This window comes from Ottowia oryzae (assembly GCF_003008535.1).
Classification (GTDB): Bacteria; Pseudomonadota; Gammaproteobacteria; order Burkholderiales; family Burkholderiaceae_C; genus Ottowia; species Ottowia oryzae.
Map to the genome: position 1 here is coordinate 2,938,122 of NZ_CP027666.1, position 15,654 is coordinate 2,953,775.

Here is a 15,654-nt window from a genome sequence, read left to right on the forward strand (position 1 = left end):
TTGCCGTTAGAAACGACAAAAGCCCGGGGCTACGCTAGCGCAGCAACGGGCCGTTGAGTGTAGCGGCCTGGCCTGCACTCGTTAGAACCCAGCTTGTCACACCGCGGCTGCGGCGCACAAGCCGACCAACGACTGGCCGGCAGCCAATCAGGCTTCGGTCTTGGGCTTGATAACCTGACGACCGCGGTAGAAACCGTTCGGGCTGATGTGGTGGCGCAGGTGCGTTTCGCCGGTGGTGGGCTCCACGGCGATGCCGGGGGTGCTCAGGGCGTTGTGCGAACGGTGCATGCCGCGCTTGGAGGGCGACTTTTTGTTTTGTTGAACAGCCATGATGGCTCCTTGAAAATGGCCTGACTGCGCGCCAAAAGCACGCCGACCTGCAGTAAATGGGTGGATGCCCGCACATCGGCGGGGCCGCCGTCGCTTGACTGAAGACCCATCGCCACACCTCAAAGGTGAAGCAAAAGAGCCACAGACAAACCGCCTGACTCAAGCGCGCCCAAAGCAGCAGCAACCCAAGCCAATTCAGCGAAGCTCACGATTATAGCCTGCAAACCCCCGCGTGCGCCAACTTCAGGGCACCACGCAGCGCTCTTTTGCTATGGTTTTTGGCTCTGGAGCGCCGCCAGCGCGGCAAAGGGGTTGGGTTTTTCCTCGGCCACGTCGTTGAAATCGTCCGTCTGCGCGCTCTGGGCGACACCAGTGGGGCAAACATCGTGGCGCGGCACGAGCGGCAGGGCCATCAGCACTTCGTCCTCGATCAGTCCCAGCAGGTTGAAGTCGGTCGACATTTCCAGCACGTCGTCTTCGGAATCGTCGTCCATCGCCGCAGCCGTCGCCTCGTCGGGCACGAAGATGAAATGGCGGTCCACGTCGATGGGCGTGTGCACCGCCTCCATGCAGCGCTGGCAGGTCAGCGGCACGTTGGCCTGCACCTGCAGATGGATGGCTGGGCGCACACTGCCGTCCACGGCGGTGCGCGATTCGCCAGTCGCCTGCCATTTCAAGGTCAAATCGGGCGCTGGCGCTTGCAGCTCCTGCGCAAGGCGCTCATAATTTTGCAGCAATTCCTCGCCGCTGATGGCCGTTTTGGCCTGGGTGAATGCGGCGACGTTCAGGTGCCGCGCATTGAAAGTCTTGCTCATCGCGCCAGTGTAAGAGAATCCTCCGCCATGACCGCTTCTGCCGCTCAATCCGCCGTGCGCCCGCTGATCCTGGGCTCCACATCCCGCTACCGCCGCGACTTGCTGACCCGCCTGAACCTGCCCTTTGAGGTGGCCGCGCCGCAAGTGGACGAAACGCCGCAGCCCGGCGAAGCGCCGCGCGCACTGGCCGAACGCCTGGCGCTGGCCAAGGCGCGCGACGTGGCGGCGCGCTTCCCGAATGCGCTGGTCATCGGCTCCGACCAAGTGGCTGATCTGCACGGCCAGCCACTGGGCAAGCCGGGCACGCACGAGCGCGCCACCGAACAGCTGCGCCAGATGCGCGGCCAAACCGTGGTGTTTCATACCGCGCTGGCGGTCGTCTGCTTGGCCACGGGCTTTGAGCAGGCCGATATGGCGCCGGTGAACGTGCGCTTTCGCGACCTGAACGACGACGAGATCGAACGCTATCTGCGTGCCGAGCAACCCTACGACTGCGCCGGATCGGCCAAGAGCGAAGGCCTGGGCATCGCCTTGCTGGACGCCATCGACAGCGACGACCCCACGGCCTTGATCGGCCTGCCCCTGATCCGCACCGCGCGCCTGCTGCGCAACGCTGGGCTGACGCTGCCATGACCGTACCCGCCAAGCCCACCGGGCGCCTGCTTCTGGTGCCCACGCCGCTGGACCATGGCTGTGACAGCTTTTCGCCGCTGGACGCGGTGCTGCCGCTGGCCACCATTCAGGCGGTGGCCGCGCTGGATTGCTGGGTGAGCGAAAACGCCAAATCCACCCGCGCCTTTCTGAAGCGCGTGGCCGACGTGTGCCCCCTGGCCACGTCTGTGCAGGAACAGCAAATCACAGAATTGCCCCGCGAGGCGCACAAAAAGGGCGACCACGGCGCTGCCGGTGCCGCCCGGGTGGATGCGCGCGCCCTGCTCGCCCCTGCGCTGCAAGGGCGCGACGTGGGCCTGATCAGCGAAGCTGGCATGCCCGCCATCGCCGACCCCGGCAGTTCGCTGGTGCGCGCCGCGCATGAGTTGGGGTTGACCGTGGTGCCGCTCAGCGGCCCGGTGTCGCTGATGCTGGCACTGGCGGCCAGCGGGCTGAACGGGCAGCACTTTGCCTTTGTTGGATATCTGCCACGCGAAGGCGCGGCGCGCCAGCAGCGCATTCAAGAGCTGGAAAAGCTGGCCCTGCGCACAGGGCAGACGCAACTGTTCATCGAGACGCCCTATCGCAATGCGGCACTGCTGCAGGCGCTGGCGCAGCAACTGCAACCCGGCACACGGCTGGCCGTGGCCAGCGGCCTCACCTTGCCAGCCCCGCAGGTGCGCAGCATGCCAGCCAAGCAATGGCGCGACGTGCTGGCCAAGGCGCCGGCTGACGCAGCGGCTTGGGATCAGCCTGCGGTGTTTGCGTTGGGGGCGTGAATCCAGCGCCGCTGGGCCTGCGCGGCACTGCAGGCCCAGCGGGCACGCTAATAGGGTGGGGTCAGCCGCCTGAAGCCGTGCGCCAACACCACCAGCAGAAAAGCCAGATTTCGCAGCGGCACGCCGGGCACGAAATACCCAGGGTACGCAGGCGCCTCGTCACCCTGAGAGACCTGCCCTCGTGCCGCCAGCGCAGCGCCCAGTCGCTCTATCCACGGCATACCGCGCGGCCACTCGGTCACGCCGCGCAGCCAATCGCGCGGAATGCCCTGCTTGCCGACGCGCGCACCCACGATGGCGCCCAGAATGGCTGCAGCCGTATCGGTGTCGCCACCAGCACGCACGATCTCCTCAATGCCCGCGGCGTAGTCGTCAGGAAAGCGCCAGTAGACCTGCAACACACAAGGCACGGTGTGCAGCATGTAGCCCGAAACGCCACGGTGCGAGCCGATGCTCCCAACGAAACGCGCAACCGGTTCGCCGCGTGCAGCCGATTCGGCCGCGCGATGCGCCAGTGACATGAACTCGTCCGCCCCTGCGCCCAGCAACCGCGCCAGCGCCGCAAGGTAGCCATTGGGCGAAGTGACTGGCGCCGAAGCCGCCTGGTAAGCCGCCAGCGCCACCGCGACGGCACCATGGAGGGCCTTGGGGTCGGTGTGCGTCAAGCGCGTTGATCGGCGCACCCACTCGACCACTACGTCCGGCGCATGACCCCACACGACGCCGATGATCGCGCTGCGCATCGCCGGGCCGTTGCCAGCCGATGCCACGCCGCTGCGCTCTGGACCCATGCCCACGCACGATTTCAGAATGGCCCTCAGCGTGGCGAAGCCCACGCCTGCAGGCAAACCGGCCAACCACCAGCGCAGCGAGGACGCCAGCGTGCGGTCAAACGCCTCTGCGTCACCACCCGCCAACAGCAAAGCGCGCGCCGTCAGGCAGCGTGATCGGTGTCGCCCGACACCATTCCGCGCCCCAAGATCAGGTGATGCCGCAGCGGCGGGGGATACAGGCGCGCTGCGCGTTGCGGGCTGAGGCCCTCCAGGGGCAAACCGATGGCGTCGCCCACCGCCGTGCCGAGCAGGCAGCCGACAACCGCGTCACTGCGGGCGCGGCTGGGCACGCCCGCGCCCGGGTTCAGACCTTCCACTTCTCCAGCAGCTTCTCGGGCGACAGGGTGTCGTACGCCTCGAAGGGCTGGTGAATCCAGGGGTTGGTGGGCAGGTGTTCCACCGAATAGTCGGCGTTGAAGCCCGAGCAGCCCTTGGTCCAGATCACGGCGGTGCGCAGCTCGGTGATGGGCTGGTAGTTGTTCCTCAACCGGTCCACCACCGCCTGCAGGGTAACGCCGGTGTCGGCCAAATCGTCCACCAGCAGCACTTTGCCGGCGATCTGACCCTTGGGCGTGGTGATGTAGTGGGCGATGTCCAGGTGGCCCTGCTGCGTGCCGGCCTCGGCGCGGTATGAGCTGGTGGACATGATGGCCAGGGGCACGCTGAAGATGCGGCTCAGGATGTCGCCGGGGCGCATGCCACCGCGTGCCAGGCACAGGATGGTGTCGAACTTCCAGCCGGATTGGTGCACCTTGATGGCCAGCTTTTCGACCAGGCTGTGGTACTCGTCGTAGCTTACGTACAGGTGTTTTCCGTCTTCGGTCAGCATCCTCTTTGCTCCTCAATCAATAGCTGGTGGCGCAGGTGGCACCTGCGCTGGCGGTCAATTTGCTTCTAAATCAGGCCAGGAACGGGTGGCGCATCATGATGGTGTGATCGCGGTCCGGGCTGGTGGAAATCAGGTGGATGGGCACGCCGGTGGCGTGCTCGATGCGCTGCAGGTACAGGCGCGCGTTGACGGGCAGCCTCGCGTAGTCGGTCACGCCCACGGTGCTCTCGCTCCAGCCTTCCAGCGTTTCATAGATAGGCTGGCAGCGGGCAATGTCGTCGGCGCCCAGCGGCAGGATGTCCACGCGTTCGCCGTCCAGTTCGTAGCCGACGCACAGCTGCAGCTCGTCCAGGCCGTCCAGCACGTCCAGCTTGGTGATGCACAGGCCGGACAAGCCGTTGACTTGCGCGCTGCGCTTAAGCAAGGCCGCGTCAAACCAGCCGCAGCGGCGGCTGCGCCCGGTGGTCACGCCTTTTTCGGCGCCCACGGTGCTCATGTGGTAGCCGGGCGTGCCGGGGGTTTCCCAGTCCAGTTCGGTGGGGAACGGGCCACCACCCACGCGCGTGCAGTACGCCTTGGTGATGCCCAGGATGTAGTGCAGCATGCCGGGGCCCACGCCCGAGCCCGCCGCGGCGTTGCCCGCCACGCAGTTGCTGCTGGTGACATACGGATAGGTGCCGTGATCCACGTCCAACAAGGTGCCCTGCGCACCTTCAAACAGCAGATTGGCGCCGTTGCGATGGGCTTCGTTCAATTCACGCGAGACGTCGGCGAGCATGGGCACCACGGCTTCGGCCTGGCGCATGGCTTCGTCGTAGATGGCGTCGAATTGCAGCTCGCCCTGCTTCAGGTACGGCGTCAGGGTGTCGCTGAACTGCAGCTTGGCCGAACCCAGGTAGCCCAGGAGCACATAGTTGTACAGGTCGAGCAGCTCACGCAGTTTGGCGGCAAAGCGCTGGGGGTGCTTCAAGTCCTGCGCGCGCAGGGCGCGGCGGGCGATCTTGTCCTCATAGGCAGGGCCGATGCCGCGGCCGGTGGTGCCGATCTTTTCGCTGCCGTGCTGTTCACGCGCGGCTTCACGAGCCACGTCCAGCACCGCGTGCAGCGGCAGGATCAGCGGGCAGGCTTCGCTGATGCGCAGGCGGTCGCGCACCTGCACGCCGGCTTTTTCCAGGCCCTCGATCTCTTCCAGCAGCTTGGTGGGCGACAGCACCACGCCGTTGCCGATGTAGCACTTCACGCCCGGACGCATGATGCCGCTGGGAATCAGGTGCAGCGCCGTTTTCACGCCATTGATCACCAGGGTGTGACCCGCGTTGTGGCCGCCCTGAAAGCGCACCACGCCCTGGGCGCTTTCGGTCAGCCAGTCCACCAGCTTGCCCTTGCCTTCGTCGCCCCACTGGGTGCCGACGACCACCACGTTGCGTCCGTTCGTACGTGTCATTTCAGTCTTTTCCAATCGGTTGAACCTGCCATTGCCCCGCGCTGAGCACCAGTTCGCGGTCGCAATCAAACTCGTCGATCTCGCCCTGCCCCGGCAGCACGCAGACCACCGTTTCGCCCTGCTGGCGCAGCGCGCGAACGGCGGCCATCAGCTCGGGCGCGTCGCTCCAGGGCGCGCAGATCGCGGCGCGCAGCGGGCGCTCAGACGCGGCGCGCACCAGTTGCTTCACATCCAGGCTGAAGCCGACGGCGGGGCGTTCGCGGTCCAGCTTGTGGCCGAACACCGCGCCCACGCCGTCGTAGCGCCCACCGCGCAGCAGGGCATCGCCCGCGCTGCGCGCATAGACGGCAAAGCGCACACCGGTGTAGTAGTCGTAGCCGCGGGCGTCGGAGAGGTCGAAGCTCACGTTCACGCCTTCCAGGCGCGACGCCAGCCACTTCAAATTTGATAGCACGTCGCGCACAGCAGGAAAGCGCTGGAGGGCAATTTCGGCCTCATCCAGCACCTCGGCACCGCCGTACAGCGTGACGAGCTTCAACAGGCCTTCGCGGGACGCGGCAGGGAAATCGTCGGTCAGCCTGGCGATCTCGCTGGCGTCTTTGGCGGCCAACGCGTCGTGCACAGCCGACAGCACCTGCGGATCGACCATGACGCCGGCCAGCAACGCCCGCACGATGCGCGCGTCGGCCAGATCGACCGTCAAATCGCCCACTTGCGCCGCGCTCAGGCAATCCAGCGCCAGCGAGAGCACTTCCAGATCGGCCTCGCGCCCCGCGTGGCCGTAGATTTCGGCGCCGAACTGCAGCGGCTCGCGCGTGGCGTGCGGGCGTTCGGGCCGGGTGTGCAGCACGGGGCCGCAGTAGCAAAGCCGCGTGACCGCCTGGCGCCCCAGCAAGTGCGCATCGATGCGCGCGACCTGCGGCGTGGTGTCGGCACGCACGCCGAGCGAGCGGCCCGACAGCTGGTCGACCAGCTTGAACGTCTGGAGGTTGAGCGCTTCACCGGTACCGGTGAGCAGCGAGTCGAGATGCTCGATCAGGGGCGGGATCACCAGCTCGTAGCCATAGGCACGGGCGGTATCGAGCAGTTCGCGACGGAGTTCTTCGATGCGCCGGGCCTCAGAGGGCAGTACATCGGCGATGTGATCCGGCAGGAGCCAGGCGGACATGGGATGAAAGTTCGCGGGGCTGTTAAAAACGTGATTCTACCGGCCCCGCAGCGCGGCCCAATCAAATGCCAGCGCGGTCAGAGAAAGCTGAACAACAGCAAAAGCCCCAACACCACGCTGATCAAGCCGTAAAAACGCAGTTGCCCGTCCTTGAGCTGCATGAGCTGCGCCACCACGCGCCGCCAACCCTGGGGCGCGATAAGGGGCATCAGCCCCTCCAGGATCAGCGCCAGCCCCAGCGCGGCCAGCAATACGCTTGCGTTCACGGCGCCGTGCCCGTGCGCCTCAACGGCGCGACTGCGGCGCGCGCATGTTGCTGAAGAATTCGGACGAAGCCGGGTCGATCACCAGCACGTCGCCCTTCTTGCCGATGCTGGCCTTGTACGCATCCAGGCTGCGGTAGAACTCGGCGAATTTCGGGTCTTTGCCGAACGATTCGCCGTAGATGCGCGTAGCCTGGGCATCGCCCTCGCCGCGCACTTTCTCGGCGTCGCGGTAGGCGTTGGCCACCGTCACCTCGCGCTGGCGGTCGGCGTCGGCGCGGATCTGCTCGCCTTCGGCGGCGCCGGTTGCGCGCAGCTCGTTGGCGACACGTTCGCGCTCGGCCTGCATACGGCGGTACACCGATTCAGTGATCGACTCCACGTAGTCGACGCGCGTGATGCGCACGTCCACGATGTCGATGCCCCAGGGCTTGGCGCCGGTAACCGCCTCGGTCACTTCGCGCTTCACGTCGGCCATCAGCGTTTCACGGCGCGTGGAGAGCAGCTCGCGCAGCGTGCGGCGGTTGATCTCTTCCTGGAAGGCGTTGCGCACCACGCGGTTGAGCTGCGTGGCACCGGCAGCCTCGTCAGGGCCCACGTTGCGGATGTAGGCCTGCGGGTCCGAAATGCGCCAGCGCATGTACCAGTCGATGACAACGCGCTGCTTTTCGGCGGTGAGCATCGGCTCGGTGTCCATGCTGTCCAGCGTCAGCAGACGCTTGTCGATGTAGCGCACATTCTGCACCGGCGGCGGCAGCTTGAAGCTGAGCCCTGGCTCGGTGATCACACGCTGGATCTGCCCCAGCTGATAGACAACGCCAAACTGGCGCTGATCCACCACGAACATCGTGGAGGCCAGCAGGGCCAACAGGATGAGGACGGTGGTGGCGATGAATCCGACTCTGTTCATTTCAATCGCTCTCGGCAATCAGCGGGTTTCACGCTCGCGGCTGCGGGCGTTGTCGCGGGTGCGGGCATCGGGGGGCAATTGCGTGGAGGGGGCCGCGGCCGAAGCCGCCGGCGCAGCCTGCGCGGCGGGCGCAGAAGCCGCCGGGGCACCTGCGGCCTGCATCACCTTGTCCAAGGGCAGGTACATCAAATTGCCGCCGGACTTGCTGTCCACGATGATCTTGTTCACGCCGCCATAAATCTGCTGCATGGTGTCGATATACATGCGGTCGCGCGTGACTTGCGGCGCCTTCTGGTACTCGGCCAGCACCGAGTTGAAGCGCTGCGAGTCACCCTCGGCCTGCGCCACGATGCGCGCCTTGTAGCCCTCGGCCTCCTGCGTCAAGCGCGCAGCCGTACCGGTGGCACGCGGAATCACGTCGTTGGCATAGGCCTGCGCCTGGTTTTTCACGCGCTCGCGCTCTTGGCCGGCCTTGAGCACGTCGTCGAAAGCGGCCTGCACTTGCTCGGGCGGGCGCACGCCGCCTTGCTGCATGTTGACGGCCACCACTTCGATGCCAACCTTGTAGCGGTCCAGGATCTTCTGCATCAGATCGCGCACGCGCGGAGCGATCTGGTCGCGCTCGTCCGCCATGGCGTTGTCCATGCTCATCTTGCCGACCACTTCGCGCACAGCGCTTTCGGCGGCCTGTACCACGGCATCCGCCGGGTTCTTGCTTTCAAACAAGTAGGCGCGCGCGTCGTTCAGGCGGTACTGCACGGCGAACTTGATCTCGACGATATTTTCGTCCTGCGTCAGCATGGCCGATTCGCGCAGGCCGGTGGACTTGATCACGCTGTCACGGCCCACATCCACCGACCGGATCTGCGTCACGCTCACGGTTTCCTGGCGCTGAATGGGGTAAGGCAGACGCCAGTTGAAGCCCGCACCCACCGTGGAGTGGTACTTGCCGAACTGGGTGATCACGGCCTGCTGGCCTTCCTGCACGATGAAAAAGCCAGTGCCCAGCCAGATCAGCAGGGCAACCACGCCGATCACACCGATGCCCACACCGGCATTCTTCATGTCGGGAGGCTGGAAACCACCGCCACCACTGGCACCCGGGCGGCGATTGCCACCACCGCCGCCAAACAGGCCGCCCAGCTTGCGGTTGAAGTCGCGCCAGAGCTCGTCGAGATCGGGCGGACCTTGATCGCCACCGCTGGACGGACGCTGGCGAGGCGGCTCGTTCGGCGGCTGGCGGGGGGGGTCAGCGGGGCGCTGGTCATCCGGGCGCGGCTCGTTTTGACCGGCGTCGTCGCCACGGCCCCAGCGGGGGTCGTTCAGGTTGAACATGCCCCGAAGGCGCTCAGGCCACCCGGCCGGGCGCAAGGTGAAAAAACGGTCTTTCATTCGTTGGTCATCGGGCTGTTCAACCCGCCATTGTGCCCAAAGGCAGTAGGAGACTCGTCGGATTCCAGTGCCTGGCGGGCTTCCGCGGCTTCCTGGGCGCGGCGCGCCAGCTCGTTGCGCAGAACCGGCAGCCCTTCACCGGACTGTGCACTGACAAAGATGCGGTCAAGCAGACGGCCATCAAGATCCATGCGATCTTGCAAAGCCAGCGGGCGCTTGGCAGCGTCCACCGCGTCCAGCTTGTTGAACACGACCAGTTGCGGCACCTCAAGCGCACCGATTTCGCCCAGCACGCGCTGCACTTCCTGCATCTGTTCGTGCCAGGCGGGGTTGGCCGCATCGACCACATGCAGCAGCAGATCGGCGTCTGCCGCTTCCTGCAAGGTCGCCTGGAACGCCTCCACCAAACCGTGGGGCAAGTCGCGGATGAAGCCCACCGTGTCCGACAGCGACACCGAACGCCCACCGCCTTCCTGGTCGCCCAGGTACAGCTGGCGCGTAGTGGTGTCCAACGTGGCAAACAGCTGGTCGGCCGCGTACGCACGCGCCTTCACCAGCGCATTGAACAGCGTGGATTTGCCGGCGTTGGTATAGCCAACCAGGGAAATGTTGTAAGCCTCGCGCCGCTCGCGCTGGCGGCGCTGCGTTTGGCGCTGGCGTTTGACCTTGGTCAGGCGCTCTTTCGTGCGCTTGATGGCCTCGCCGATCATGCGGCGATCCAGCTCGATCTGCGTTTCACCCGGGCCGCCGCGGCCGCCAATGCCGCCCTGCTGGCGCTCCAAGTGGCTCCAGCGGCGCACCAGACGGGTGCTGAGGTACTGCAGGCGCGCCAATTCAACCTGCAGCTTGCCCTCGTGGCTGCGGGCGCGTTGCGCGAAGATTTCCAGGATCAGCAGCGTGCGGTCGTTCACCGGCATGCCGATGGCGCGCTCCAGATTGCGCTGCTGCACCGGGCTGAGCGCCTGGTCAAACAGCACCTCGGCCGCGCCCTCGGCCTGCGCCAGCATGCGGATCTCTTCGGCTTTGCCGGTTCCGACGAACAGCGCCGCGTCGGGCGCCTTGCGCTTGCAGGTCAGGCGCGCAACGGGGTTCAGGCCAGCGGTTTCGGCCAAGAGGCCGAGCTCTTCCAGATCGTGGTCGAAATGGGGCAACCCAAAATCCACGCCGACCAAAACGGCGTCGATGTGTTCAGGGGCGCGGGTTTCAGGCAAAGCTACAGGTCCAGATGTGAAAAACCCACCCTGCCAGACGCTCCTTTTTCAGGAGCTGCTTGCGCAGGATGGGCGAGGGCTAGAGCCTTAATCGGCTTGGGAATCTGCGTTGTCGGCAGGGGTTTGGAAATTGACGGCGCGACCAGGCACGATGGTGGAAATCGCGTGCTTGTAAACCATCTGGGTGACGGTGTTGCGAAGCAGCACGACGTACTGGTCAAACGACTCAATCTGACCCTGGAGCTTGATACCGTTGACGAGGTAAATCGACACCGGAATGTGCTCGCGACGCAGCGTGTTGAGGAAGGGGTCTTGTAAAAGTTGCCCTTTATTGCTCACGATATTCTCCGTGTTCTACGAACGGGTTGAGGGGGTTGGAACTTACCATATGGAGACGGCAAAGCCCACGACAAGAGGCGGGGTGTTGAAAGACTGCCCGCAAGGCAGCCCCGCCGGGCCCGTCACCCAAAAACTGGCCGCAAACCCACGCCAGCCGCTGCTGGCGCCTTGATTAGGAGTCTTTATCGGCGTAGGGGTTCCGCGCCGATTTCATCTCGACACGCAAGGGCGTGCCGACCAGGTCGAAAGCCTTGCGGAAGCGCCCTTCCAGGTAGCGCTTGTAGGTGTCGGTCACGCCTTCGAGCGAATTGCCGTGCACCACGATCACCGGCGGGTTCATGCCACCCTGGTGCGCGTAACGCAGCTTGGGCCGGTACATGCCACTGCGCTTGGGCTGCTGGAACTGCACCGCCTCCAGCAGCAGGCGCGTGAGCTGCGGGGTAGGCATCTTGCGCATGGCCGCGGCGTAGGCCTTCGCGATGGATTTCCACAGCGGGGCGAGCCCCTGGCGCTTCTTGGCCGAGATGAAATGGATCTCGGCGAATTTCAGGAAAGGGAGCCGCGTTTCAATGGAGCGCTGCACCATTTCGCGCTGGTACGCGTCCACCGCGTCCCACTTGTTCACGGCCAGCACAACGGCACGGCCAGCATCCAGAATGAAGCCGGCGATGTGCGCGTCTTGATCGGTCACGCCCTGTGTGGCGTCCAGCAACAGCAGGACGACGTTGGCCGATTCGATGGCCTGCAGCGTCTTGACGACCGAGAATTTCTCGATGGCCTCAAAAACCTTGCCCTTGCGGCGCAAGCCAGCCGTATCGATCAGCTCGAACTTCTTGCCATCGCGCTCGAAAGGCACCGAGATGGCGTCACGCGTGGTGCCCGGCAAGTCGTAGGCCACCAGGCGCTCTTCGCCCAGCCAGGCGTTGATCAGCGTGGATTTGCCGACGTTGGGGCGCCCGGCAACCGCCAGGCGGATGATGCCGTCGTCCACGCGCTCGGCGTCGTCGTCTTCCTCGGGCACACCCAGGGTGTCCAGCGCGGCTTCCACCATGCTGCGCACGCCCTGGCCGTGGGCGGCGGACACGGGCACGACTTCGCCCAAGCCCAGTTCATAGAATTCGGCCAACTGCGCGCCTTCGGTCATGCCCTCGGCCTTGTTGGCCACCAGCACGCAGGTCTTGCCCAAGCGGCGCAATTCCTTGGCGATGTCATGGTCCTGCCCCGACAGGCCGCCGCGCGCATCCACCACGAAAATCACCGCGTCGGCCTCGGCGATGGCCTGGCGCGTTTGCTTGGCCATCTCACGGAAGATGCTGCCCTCGCCCGCTTCGGGCTCAAAGCCGCCGGTGTCGATGACGATGTATTCGCGGTTGCCCAGGCGACCCTGCCCGTAGTGGCGGTCGCGCGTCAGGCCGGCGTAGTCGGCAACGATCGCGTCGCGGCTTTTCGTGAGGCGGTTGAACAACGTGGACTTGCCCACGTTGGGGCGCCCGACCAGGGCCAATACGGGTTTCACGGATACAAACTTTCTGCGATCTCAATCGGGCCGGAAGCCGTAGACGCCGCCGTTGCGCGTCACAACCACCAGCGTGTTGCCAGCCACGACGGGCGACACGGCAATGCCCGAGCTGTCGGTGCTCACGCGCGTCAACGGCGAGCCGTCTTCGCGCGAAAGGAAGTGCACCAGCCCCGTTTCGTCGCCCATCACCACCGAGCGGCCCAGCACCAGCGGCGCGGTCAGGTAACGCCACTGCAGGCGTTCGCTGGACCAGGAACGGTCGCCATTGTCGGCGCGCCAGGCCAGCACGCGGCCGTCGGATTCGGTGCCAAAAATGCGCTGGTCGTCGCCGTCGATGCCGGTGGCGCCGTTGGCTGCGCGCGTCCAGGCGACGTTGCCGTTGTACGTATCGACGCAGCCCACGGCAGCCTGGAAGGCGCGCGCGCAAACCACGTTGCCCTGGCGGCGCACACCGCCCACCAGATCAACCAGGCGTTCCACGTCGTTGGTGCCGCGTGCCGAAGCCACGGGTGCTTCCCAGGTGACGTTGCCGCTGTCAGGATTGACACCCACCAGCCGACCGGCCAGACCAGCCACCAGCGTATTGCCCACCGCGGTCAACACCCCTGCTTGGCGCAGCACCAGCGGCTCAGCGGGGCGCTGCACGGTCCATAGCAAGGTGCCGGCGCGGCCGTCCAGTGCCGTCAGGGAGCGGTCCGCGCCCAGCACGAAGACACGGCCACCAGCCACCAGCGGTGCGGTGTAGCTTTGCGTGGGCAGGCGGTAACGCCAGATCTCACGGCGGCCTTCGAGCGCAACGACATTGTTGTCGCGCGTGACGACGGCGTGGGTGCGGCCATCGCTGCCGACACCTGCCGACAGCGTGGTGCCGACGTTGGCACGCGCCACCTCGGCGCCGGTATTGGCATCCAGCGTGACCACGGAGCCATCGCCCCCAGCCACCACGACCTGGTTGCCCACCACGCGCGTTTGCAGCGGGAAATTGACGGCGGGAATGCGGGCCGTCCAGGCCTGCCGCACGCCCATCAAGGCCACGTTGGGTGGCAGCTCTGCGGGCTTCGGTCGGGCCGAACCCGCGGCGCAGCCTGCCAAGACAGCGACGGTCAACAGGCTGGCGCTGAGTGCCAGCGCGCGGCCCGCGTGGCTTTTCAGAGTTTTGCGGTCATCGATCATGAACTGGCACCTTTCGGCCCGGCATCGGGGTCAATACCCAGCGCGTTGAGCTTCATGCCCACCAGACGGCGGTAGTCGCCGGTATCAGCGGTCAAGCCCTGGTAGGCCTTGCCGTATTCGGTGGCCGCTTCGTCGCGCTTGCCTTGCAGCAGCAGCACGTCGCCACGGCGATCGGCCGCCAGAGGGACAAAGCTGGCAGGAAAGCTGCCAGACAGCAACTTGATGGCGTCGTCGTACGCCTTGTCGGCGACCAGCAGCGACGCCAAACGCAGGCGTGCGGAGGATTTCAGCCCGTCGTTCGGTGCCTTGTCGGCAACCCAGGTCAACGCGGCCTTGGCTTCGGCAGGCTTGCCTTTGTCCTGCAGCATCTTGGCGGCCATCAAGCCGCTTTGCGCCGCGTAGGCGGTGCTGCCGAATTTGTCTTTCATGTCGGACAGCGTGCGTTCCACGCGCGCTACGTCGCCGGCCTGCACGCTGCGCGACATTTCGTCGTACAGCACCGAGGCGGCCGCGCTTTGGCGGCGTTCCCAGTATTGCCACCCTGTCCAGGCGGCGTAGGCGCCCAGTACGGCAATCAGCAGCCAGGTGATCAGGTTGCCCCAGCGGTTCCAGAAGTGCTTGAGCGCGTCAAGCTGTTCCTGTTCTTCAAGATCGAGATGTTTCGCCATGTGCAGTGTCTATTCGGTCAAGCGGTGGATTTTAGGGTGCCGGCCCAGGCGGCCACATTGGCAAGCGGTTGGCGCGTCTGTGCGCCGGCGCCATCGCGCAGCGCCTTGACGGTGACTTCGCCCGCGGCCAGCTCGTCGGGGCCAAAAACCAGCGCGAAGGCGGCGCCAGAGCCATCGGCCCGTTTGAACTGGCTTTTCATGCTGCCCATGCCCTCGCCAGTGCCTGCGTGCATTTGCACGGCCACGCCTTGCGCGCGCAACGCATGCAGCGCCTGCATGACGCGCGGCAGCGCGCTGGCGTCGGGGATGATGGCGTACGCGTCGGGCGCGGGTTCAGGGCTGGTCACGCCCTCTTCCTTGAGCAGTTCCAGCACACGCTCTACGCCCAGGGCCCAACCCACAGCAGGGGCGGCCTTGCCGCCGATCTGCTCGATCAGGTAGTCGTAGCGCCCGCCGCCGCAGATGGTGCCTTGCGCGCCCAGGCTGTCGGTGATGAATTCGAACACCGTGAGGTTGTAGTAGTCCAGCCCGCGCACCAGACGCGGGTTGACGCGCCAGGCCACGCCGTTCGCGTCCAGGATGGCCTGTACGGCGGCAAAGTGCGCTTTGGACGCATCGCCCAGGTAGTCCATCAGCTTGGGCGCGCCTTCCACCAGCGCCTGCATGGCGGGGTTCTTCGTGTCCAGAATGCGCAGCGGGTTGGCGTGCAGGCGCCGGCGCGCGTCTTCGTCCAGCTGGTCGGCGTGCGCTTCAAAGTAGGCGATCAGCGCCGCGCGGTGCTCGCGCCGCTCTTCGGGCTGGCCCAGGCTGTTCAGCTCAAGCCGCCAGTTTTGAATGCCCAGCTCGCGCCACAGGCTGACGGCCAGCAGGATCAGCTCGGCATCGACCTCAGCGCCCGCAAAGCCCAGCGCCTCGGCGCCGATCTGGTGGAACTGCCGGTAGCGGCCGCGCTGCGGGCGCTCACGGCGGAACATCGGGCCCATGTAGTACAGGCGCTTGCCACCGTCGTACAGCAGGTTGTGCTCGGCCACGGCGCGCACCACGCCGGCGGTGTTCTCAGGCCGCAGGCTGAGGTGCTCTGCGTTGCCATGCTGGTCTTGCCGGTCCTGGAAGGAATACATCTCCTTCTCGACCACGTCGGTCACCTCGCCCAGCCCGCGCGTGAACAGCTGCGTGTGCTCCATGATGGGCGTGCGCAGGTTGCGGTAAGCGTGGGCGGCCATCACGCGGCGCACCACCGATTCCAGCCATTCCCAGCGCGCCGATTCCGGCGGCAGGATGTCGTTCATGCCTTTGATGGCGGTGATTTTGGGGTTGCCTGACATCGGTA

General features: G+C 65.9%; 18 protein-coding genes. 2 read left to right on the forward strand and 16 right to left on the reverse strand.

Features of this window, described 5'->3' with window-relative positions; genetic code table 11:
* Window positions 1–147: 147 nt before the first annotated feature.
* Window positions 148–330 carry a 50S ribosomal protein L32 gene (rpmF, locus tag C6570_RS13380; RefSeq protein WP_106703659.1) on the reverse strand — a complete coding sequence of 61 codons (183 nt, stop codon included), beginning with the start codon at window positions 328–330 and terminating at the stop codon, window positions 148–150.
* 269 nt (window positions 331–599) lie between these two features.
* Complete coding sequence (locus C6570_RS13385; protein WP_106703660.1) at window positions 600–1,145, reverse strand: YceD family protein; 546 nt, start codon at window positions 1,143–1,145, stop codon at window positions 600–602.
* Between the two features lie 27 nt (window positions 1,146–1,172).
* Between C6570_RS13385 and C6570_RS13390 the strand changes: the two genes are divergently transcribed.
* A complete protein-coding gene (locus C6570_RS13390; protein ID WP_106703661.1) occupies window positions 1,173–1,778 on the forward strand; it encodes a Maf family protein in 606 nt (201 codons plus the stop codon).
* On the forward strand, window positions 1,775–2,575 hold the full coding sequence (locus tag C6570_RS13395; protein WP_106703662.1) for an SAM-dependent methyltransferase: 801 nt from the start codon (window positions 1,775–1,777) through the stop codon (window positions 2,573–2,575). The genes C6570_RS13390 and C6570_RS13395 overlap by 4 nt, the downstream gene beginning before the upstream one ends.
* Before the next feature lie 47 nt (window positions 2,576–2,622).
* Here C6570_RS13395 and C6570_RS13400 read toward each other — a convergent pair whose 3' ends face one another.
* The 14 genes from C6570_RS13400 to hisS all read right to left on the reverse strand — a co-directional run bounded on the left by C6570_RS13400 (window position 2,623) and on the right by hisS (window position 15,649).
* Window positions 2,623–3,498: an ADP-ribosylglycohydrolase family protein gene (locus C6570_RS13400; RefSeq protein WP_211297602.1), complete on the reverse strand. Its 876-nt coding sequence runs from the start codon at window positions 3,496–3,498 to the stop codon at window positions 2,623–2,625.
* 11 nt (window positions 3,499–3,509) lie between these two features.
* Window positions 3,510–3,725: an ADP-ribosylglycohydrolase family protein gene (locus tag C6570_RS18590; RefSeq protein WP_211297603.1), complete on the reverse strand. Its 216-nt coding sequence runs from the start codon at window positions 3,723–3,725 to the stop codon at window positions 3,510–3,512.
* On the reverse strand, window positions 3,713–4,237 hold the full coding sequence (locus C6570_RS13405; RefSeq protein WP_106703663.1) for a phosphoribosyltransferase: 525 nt from the start codon (window positions 4,235–4,237) through the stop codon (window positions 3,713–3,715). The genes C6570_RS18590 and C6570_RS13405 overlap by 13 nt, the downstream gene beginning before the upstream one ends.
* Before the next feature lie 70 nt (window positions 4,238–4,307).
* Window positions 4,308–5,681, reverse strand: a complete 1,374-nt coding sequence (locus C6570_RS13410) for an adenylosuccinate synthase (protein WP_106703664.1) — start codon at window positions 5,679–5,681, stop codon at window positions 4,308–4,310.
* A 1-nt stretch (window position 5,682) separates the two neighbouring features.
* A complete protein-coding gene (locus C6570_RS13415) occupies window positions 5,683–6,849 on the reverse strand; it encodes an ATP phosphoribosyltransferase regulatory subunit (protein WP_106703665.1) in 1,167 nt (388 codons plus the stop codon).
* A gap of 77 nt (window positions 6,850–6,926) precedes the next feature.
* Window positions 6,927–7,115: a DUF2065 domain-containing protein gene (locus C6570_RS13420; protein WP_106703666.1), complete on the reverse strand. Its 189-nt coding sequence runs from the start codon at window positions 7,113–7,115 to the stop codon at window positions 6,927–6,929.
* Between the two features lie 19 nt (window positions 7,116–7,134).
* Window positions 7,135–8,022 carry a protease modulator HflC gene (hflC, locus tag C6570_RS13425; protein WP_106703667.1) on the reverse strand — a complete coding sequence of 296 codons (888 nt, stop codon included), beginning with the start codon at window positions 8,020–8,022 and terminating at the stop codon, window positions 7,135–7,137.
* 18 nt (window positions 8,023–8,040) lie between these two features.
* The gene (gene hflK / locus C6570_RS13430; RefSeq protein ID WP_106703668.1) at window positions 8,041–9,414 is read right to left on the reverse strand and encodes an FtsH protease activity modulator HflK; all 1,374 of its coding nucleotides are present in this window, start codon (window positions 9,412–9,414) and stop codon (window positions 8,041–8,043) included.
* Entirely contained in the window at window positions 9,411–10,625 is a 1,215-nt protein-coding gene (gene hflX / locus C6570_RS13435) for a GTPase HflX (RefSeq protein ID WP_211297604.1), read from the reverse strand. Before hflX ends, hflK begins: the two co-directional genes overlap by 4 nt.
* A gap of 87 nt (window positions 10,626–10,712) precedes the next feature.
* Window positions 10,713–10,964, reverse strand: a complete 252-nt coding sequence (hfq, locus tag C6570_RS13440) for an RNA chaperone Hfq (protein ID WP_106703669.1) — start codon at window positions 10,962–10,964, stop codon at window positions 10,713–10,715.
* Window positions 10,965–11,136: 172 nt separating this feature from the next.
* Entirely contained in the window at window positions 11,137–12,480 is a 1,344-nt protein-coding gene (gene der, locus C6570_RS13445; RefSeq protein WP_106703670.1) for a ribosome biogenesis GTPase Der, read from the reverse strand.
* A 21-nt stretch (window positions 12,481–12,501) separates the two neighbouring features.
* Window positions 12,502–13,656 (reverse strand): outer membrane protein assembly factor BamB, encoded by a 1,155-nt coding sequence (gene bamB / locus C6570_RS13450; protein ID WP_106703671.1) that lies wholly within the window; start codon window positions 13,654–13,656, stop codon window positions 12,502–12,504.
* The gene (locus C6570_RS13455; protein ID WP_106703672.1) at window positions 13,653–14,324 is read right to left on the reverse strand and encodes a YfgM family protein; all 672 of its coding nucleotides are present in this window, start codon (window positions 14,322–14,324) and stop codon (window positions 13,653–13,655) included. Before C6570_RS13455 ends, bamB begins: the two co-directional genes overlap by 4 nt.
* A gap of 17 nt (window positions 14,325–14,341) precedes the next feature.
* Window positions 14,342–15,649 carry a histidine--tRNA ligase gene (hisS, locus tag C6570_RS13460; RefSeq protein ID WP_106703673.1) on the reverse strand — a complete coding sequence of 436 codons (1,308 nt, stop codon included), beginning with the start codon at window positions 15,647–15,649 and terminating at the stop codon, window positions 14,342–14,344.
* Window positions 15,650–15,654 lie beyond the last annotated feature (5 nt).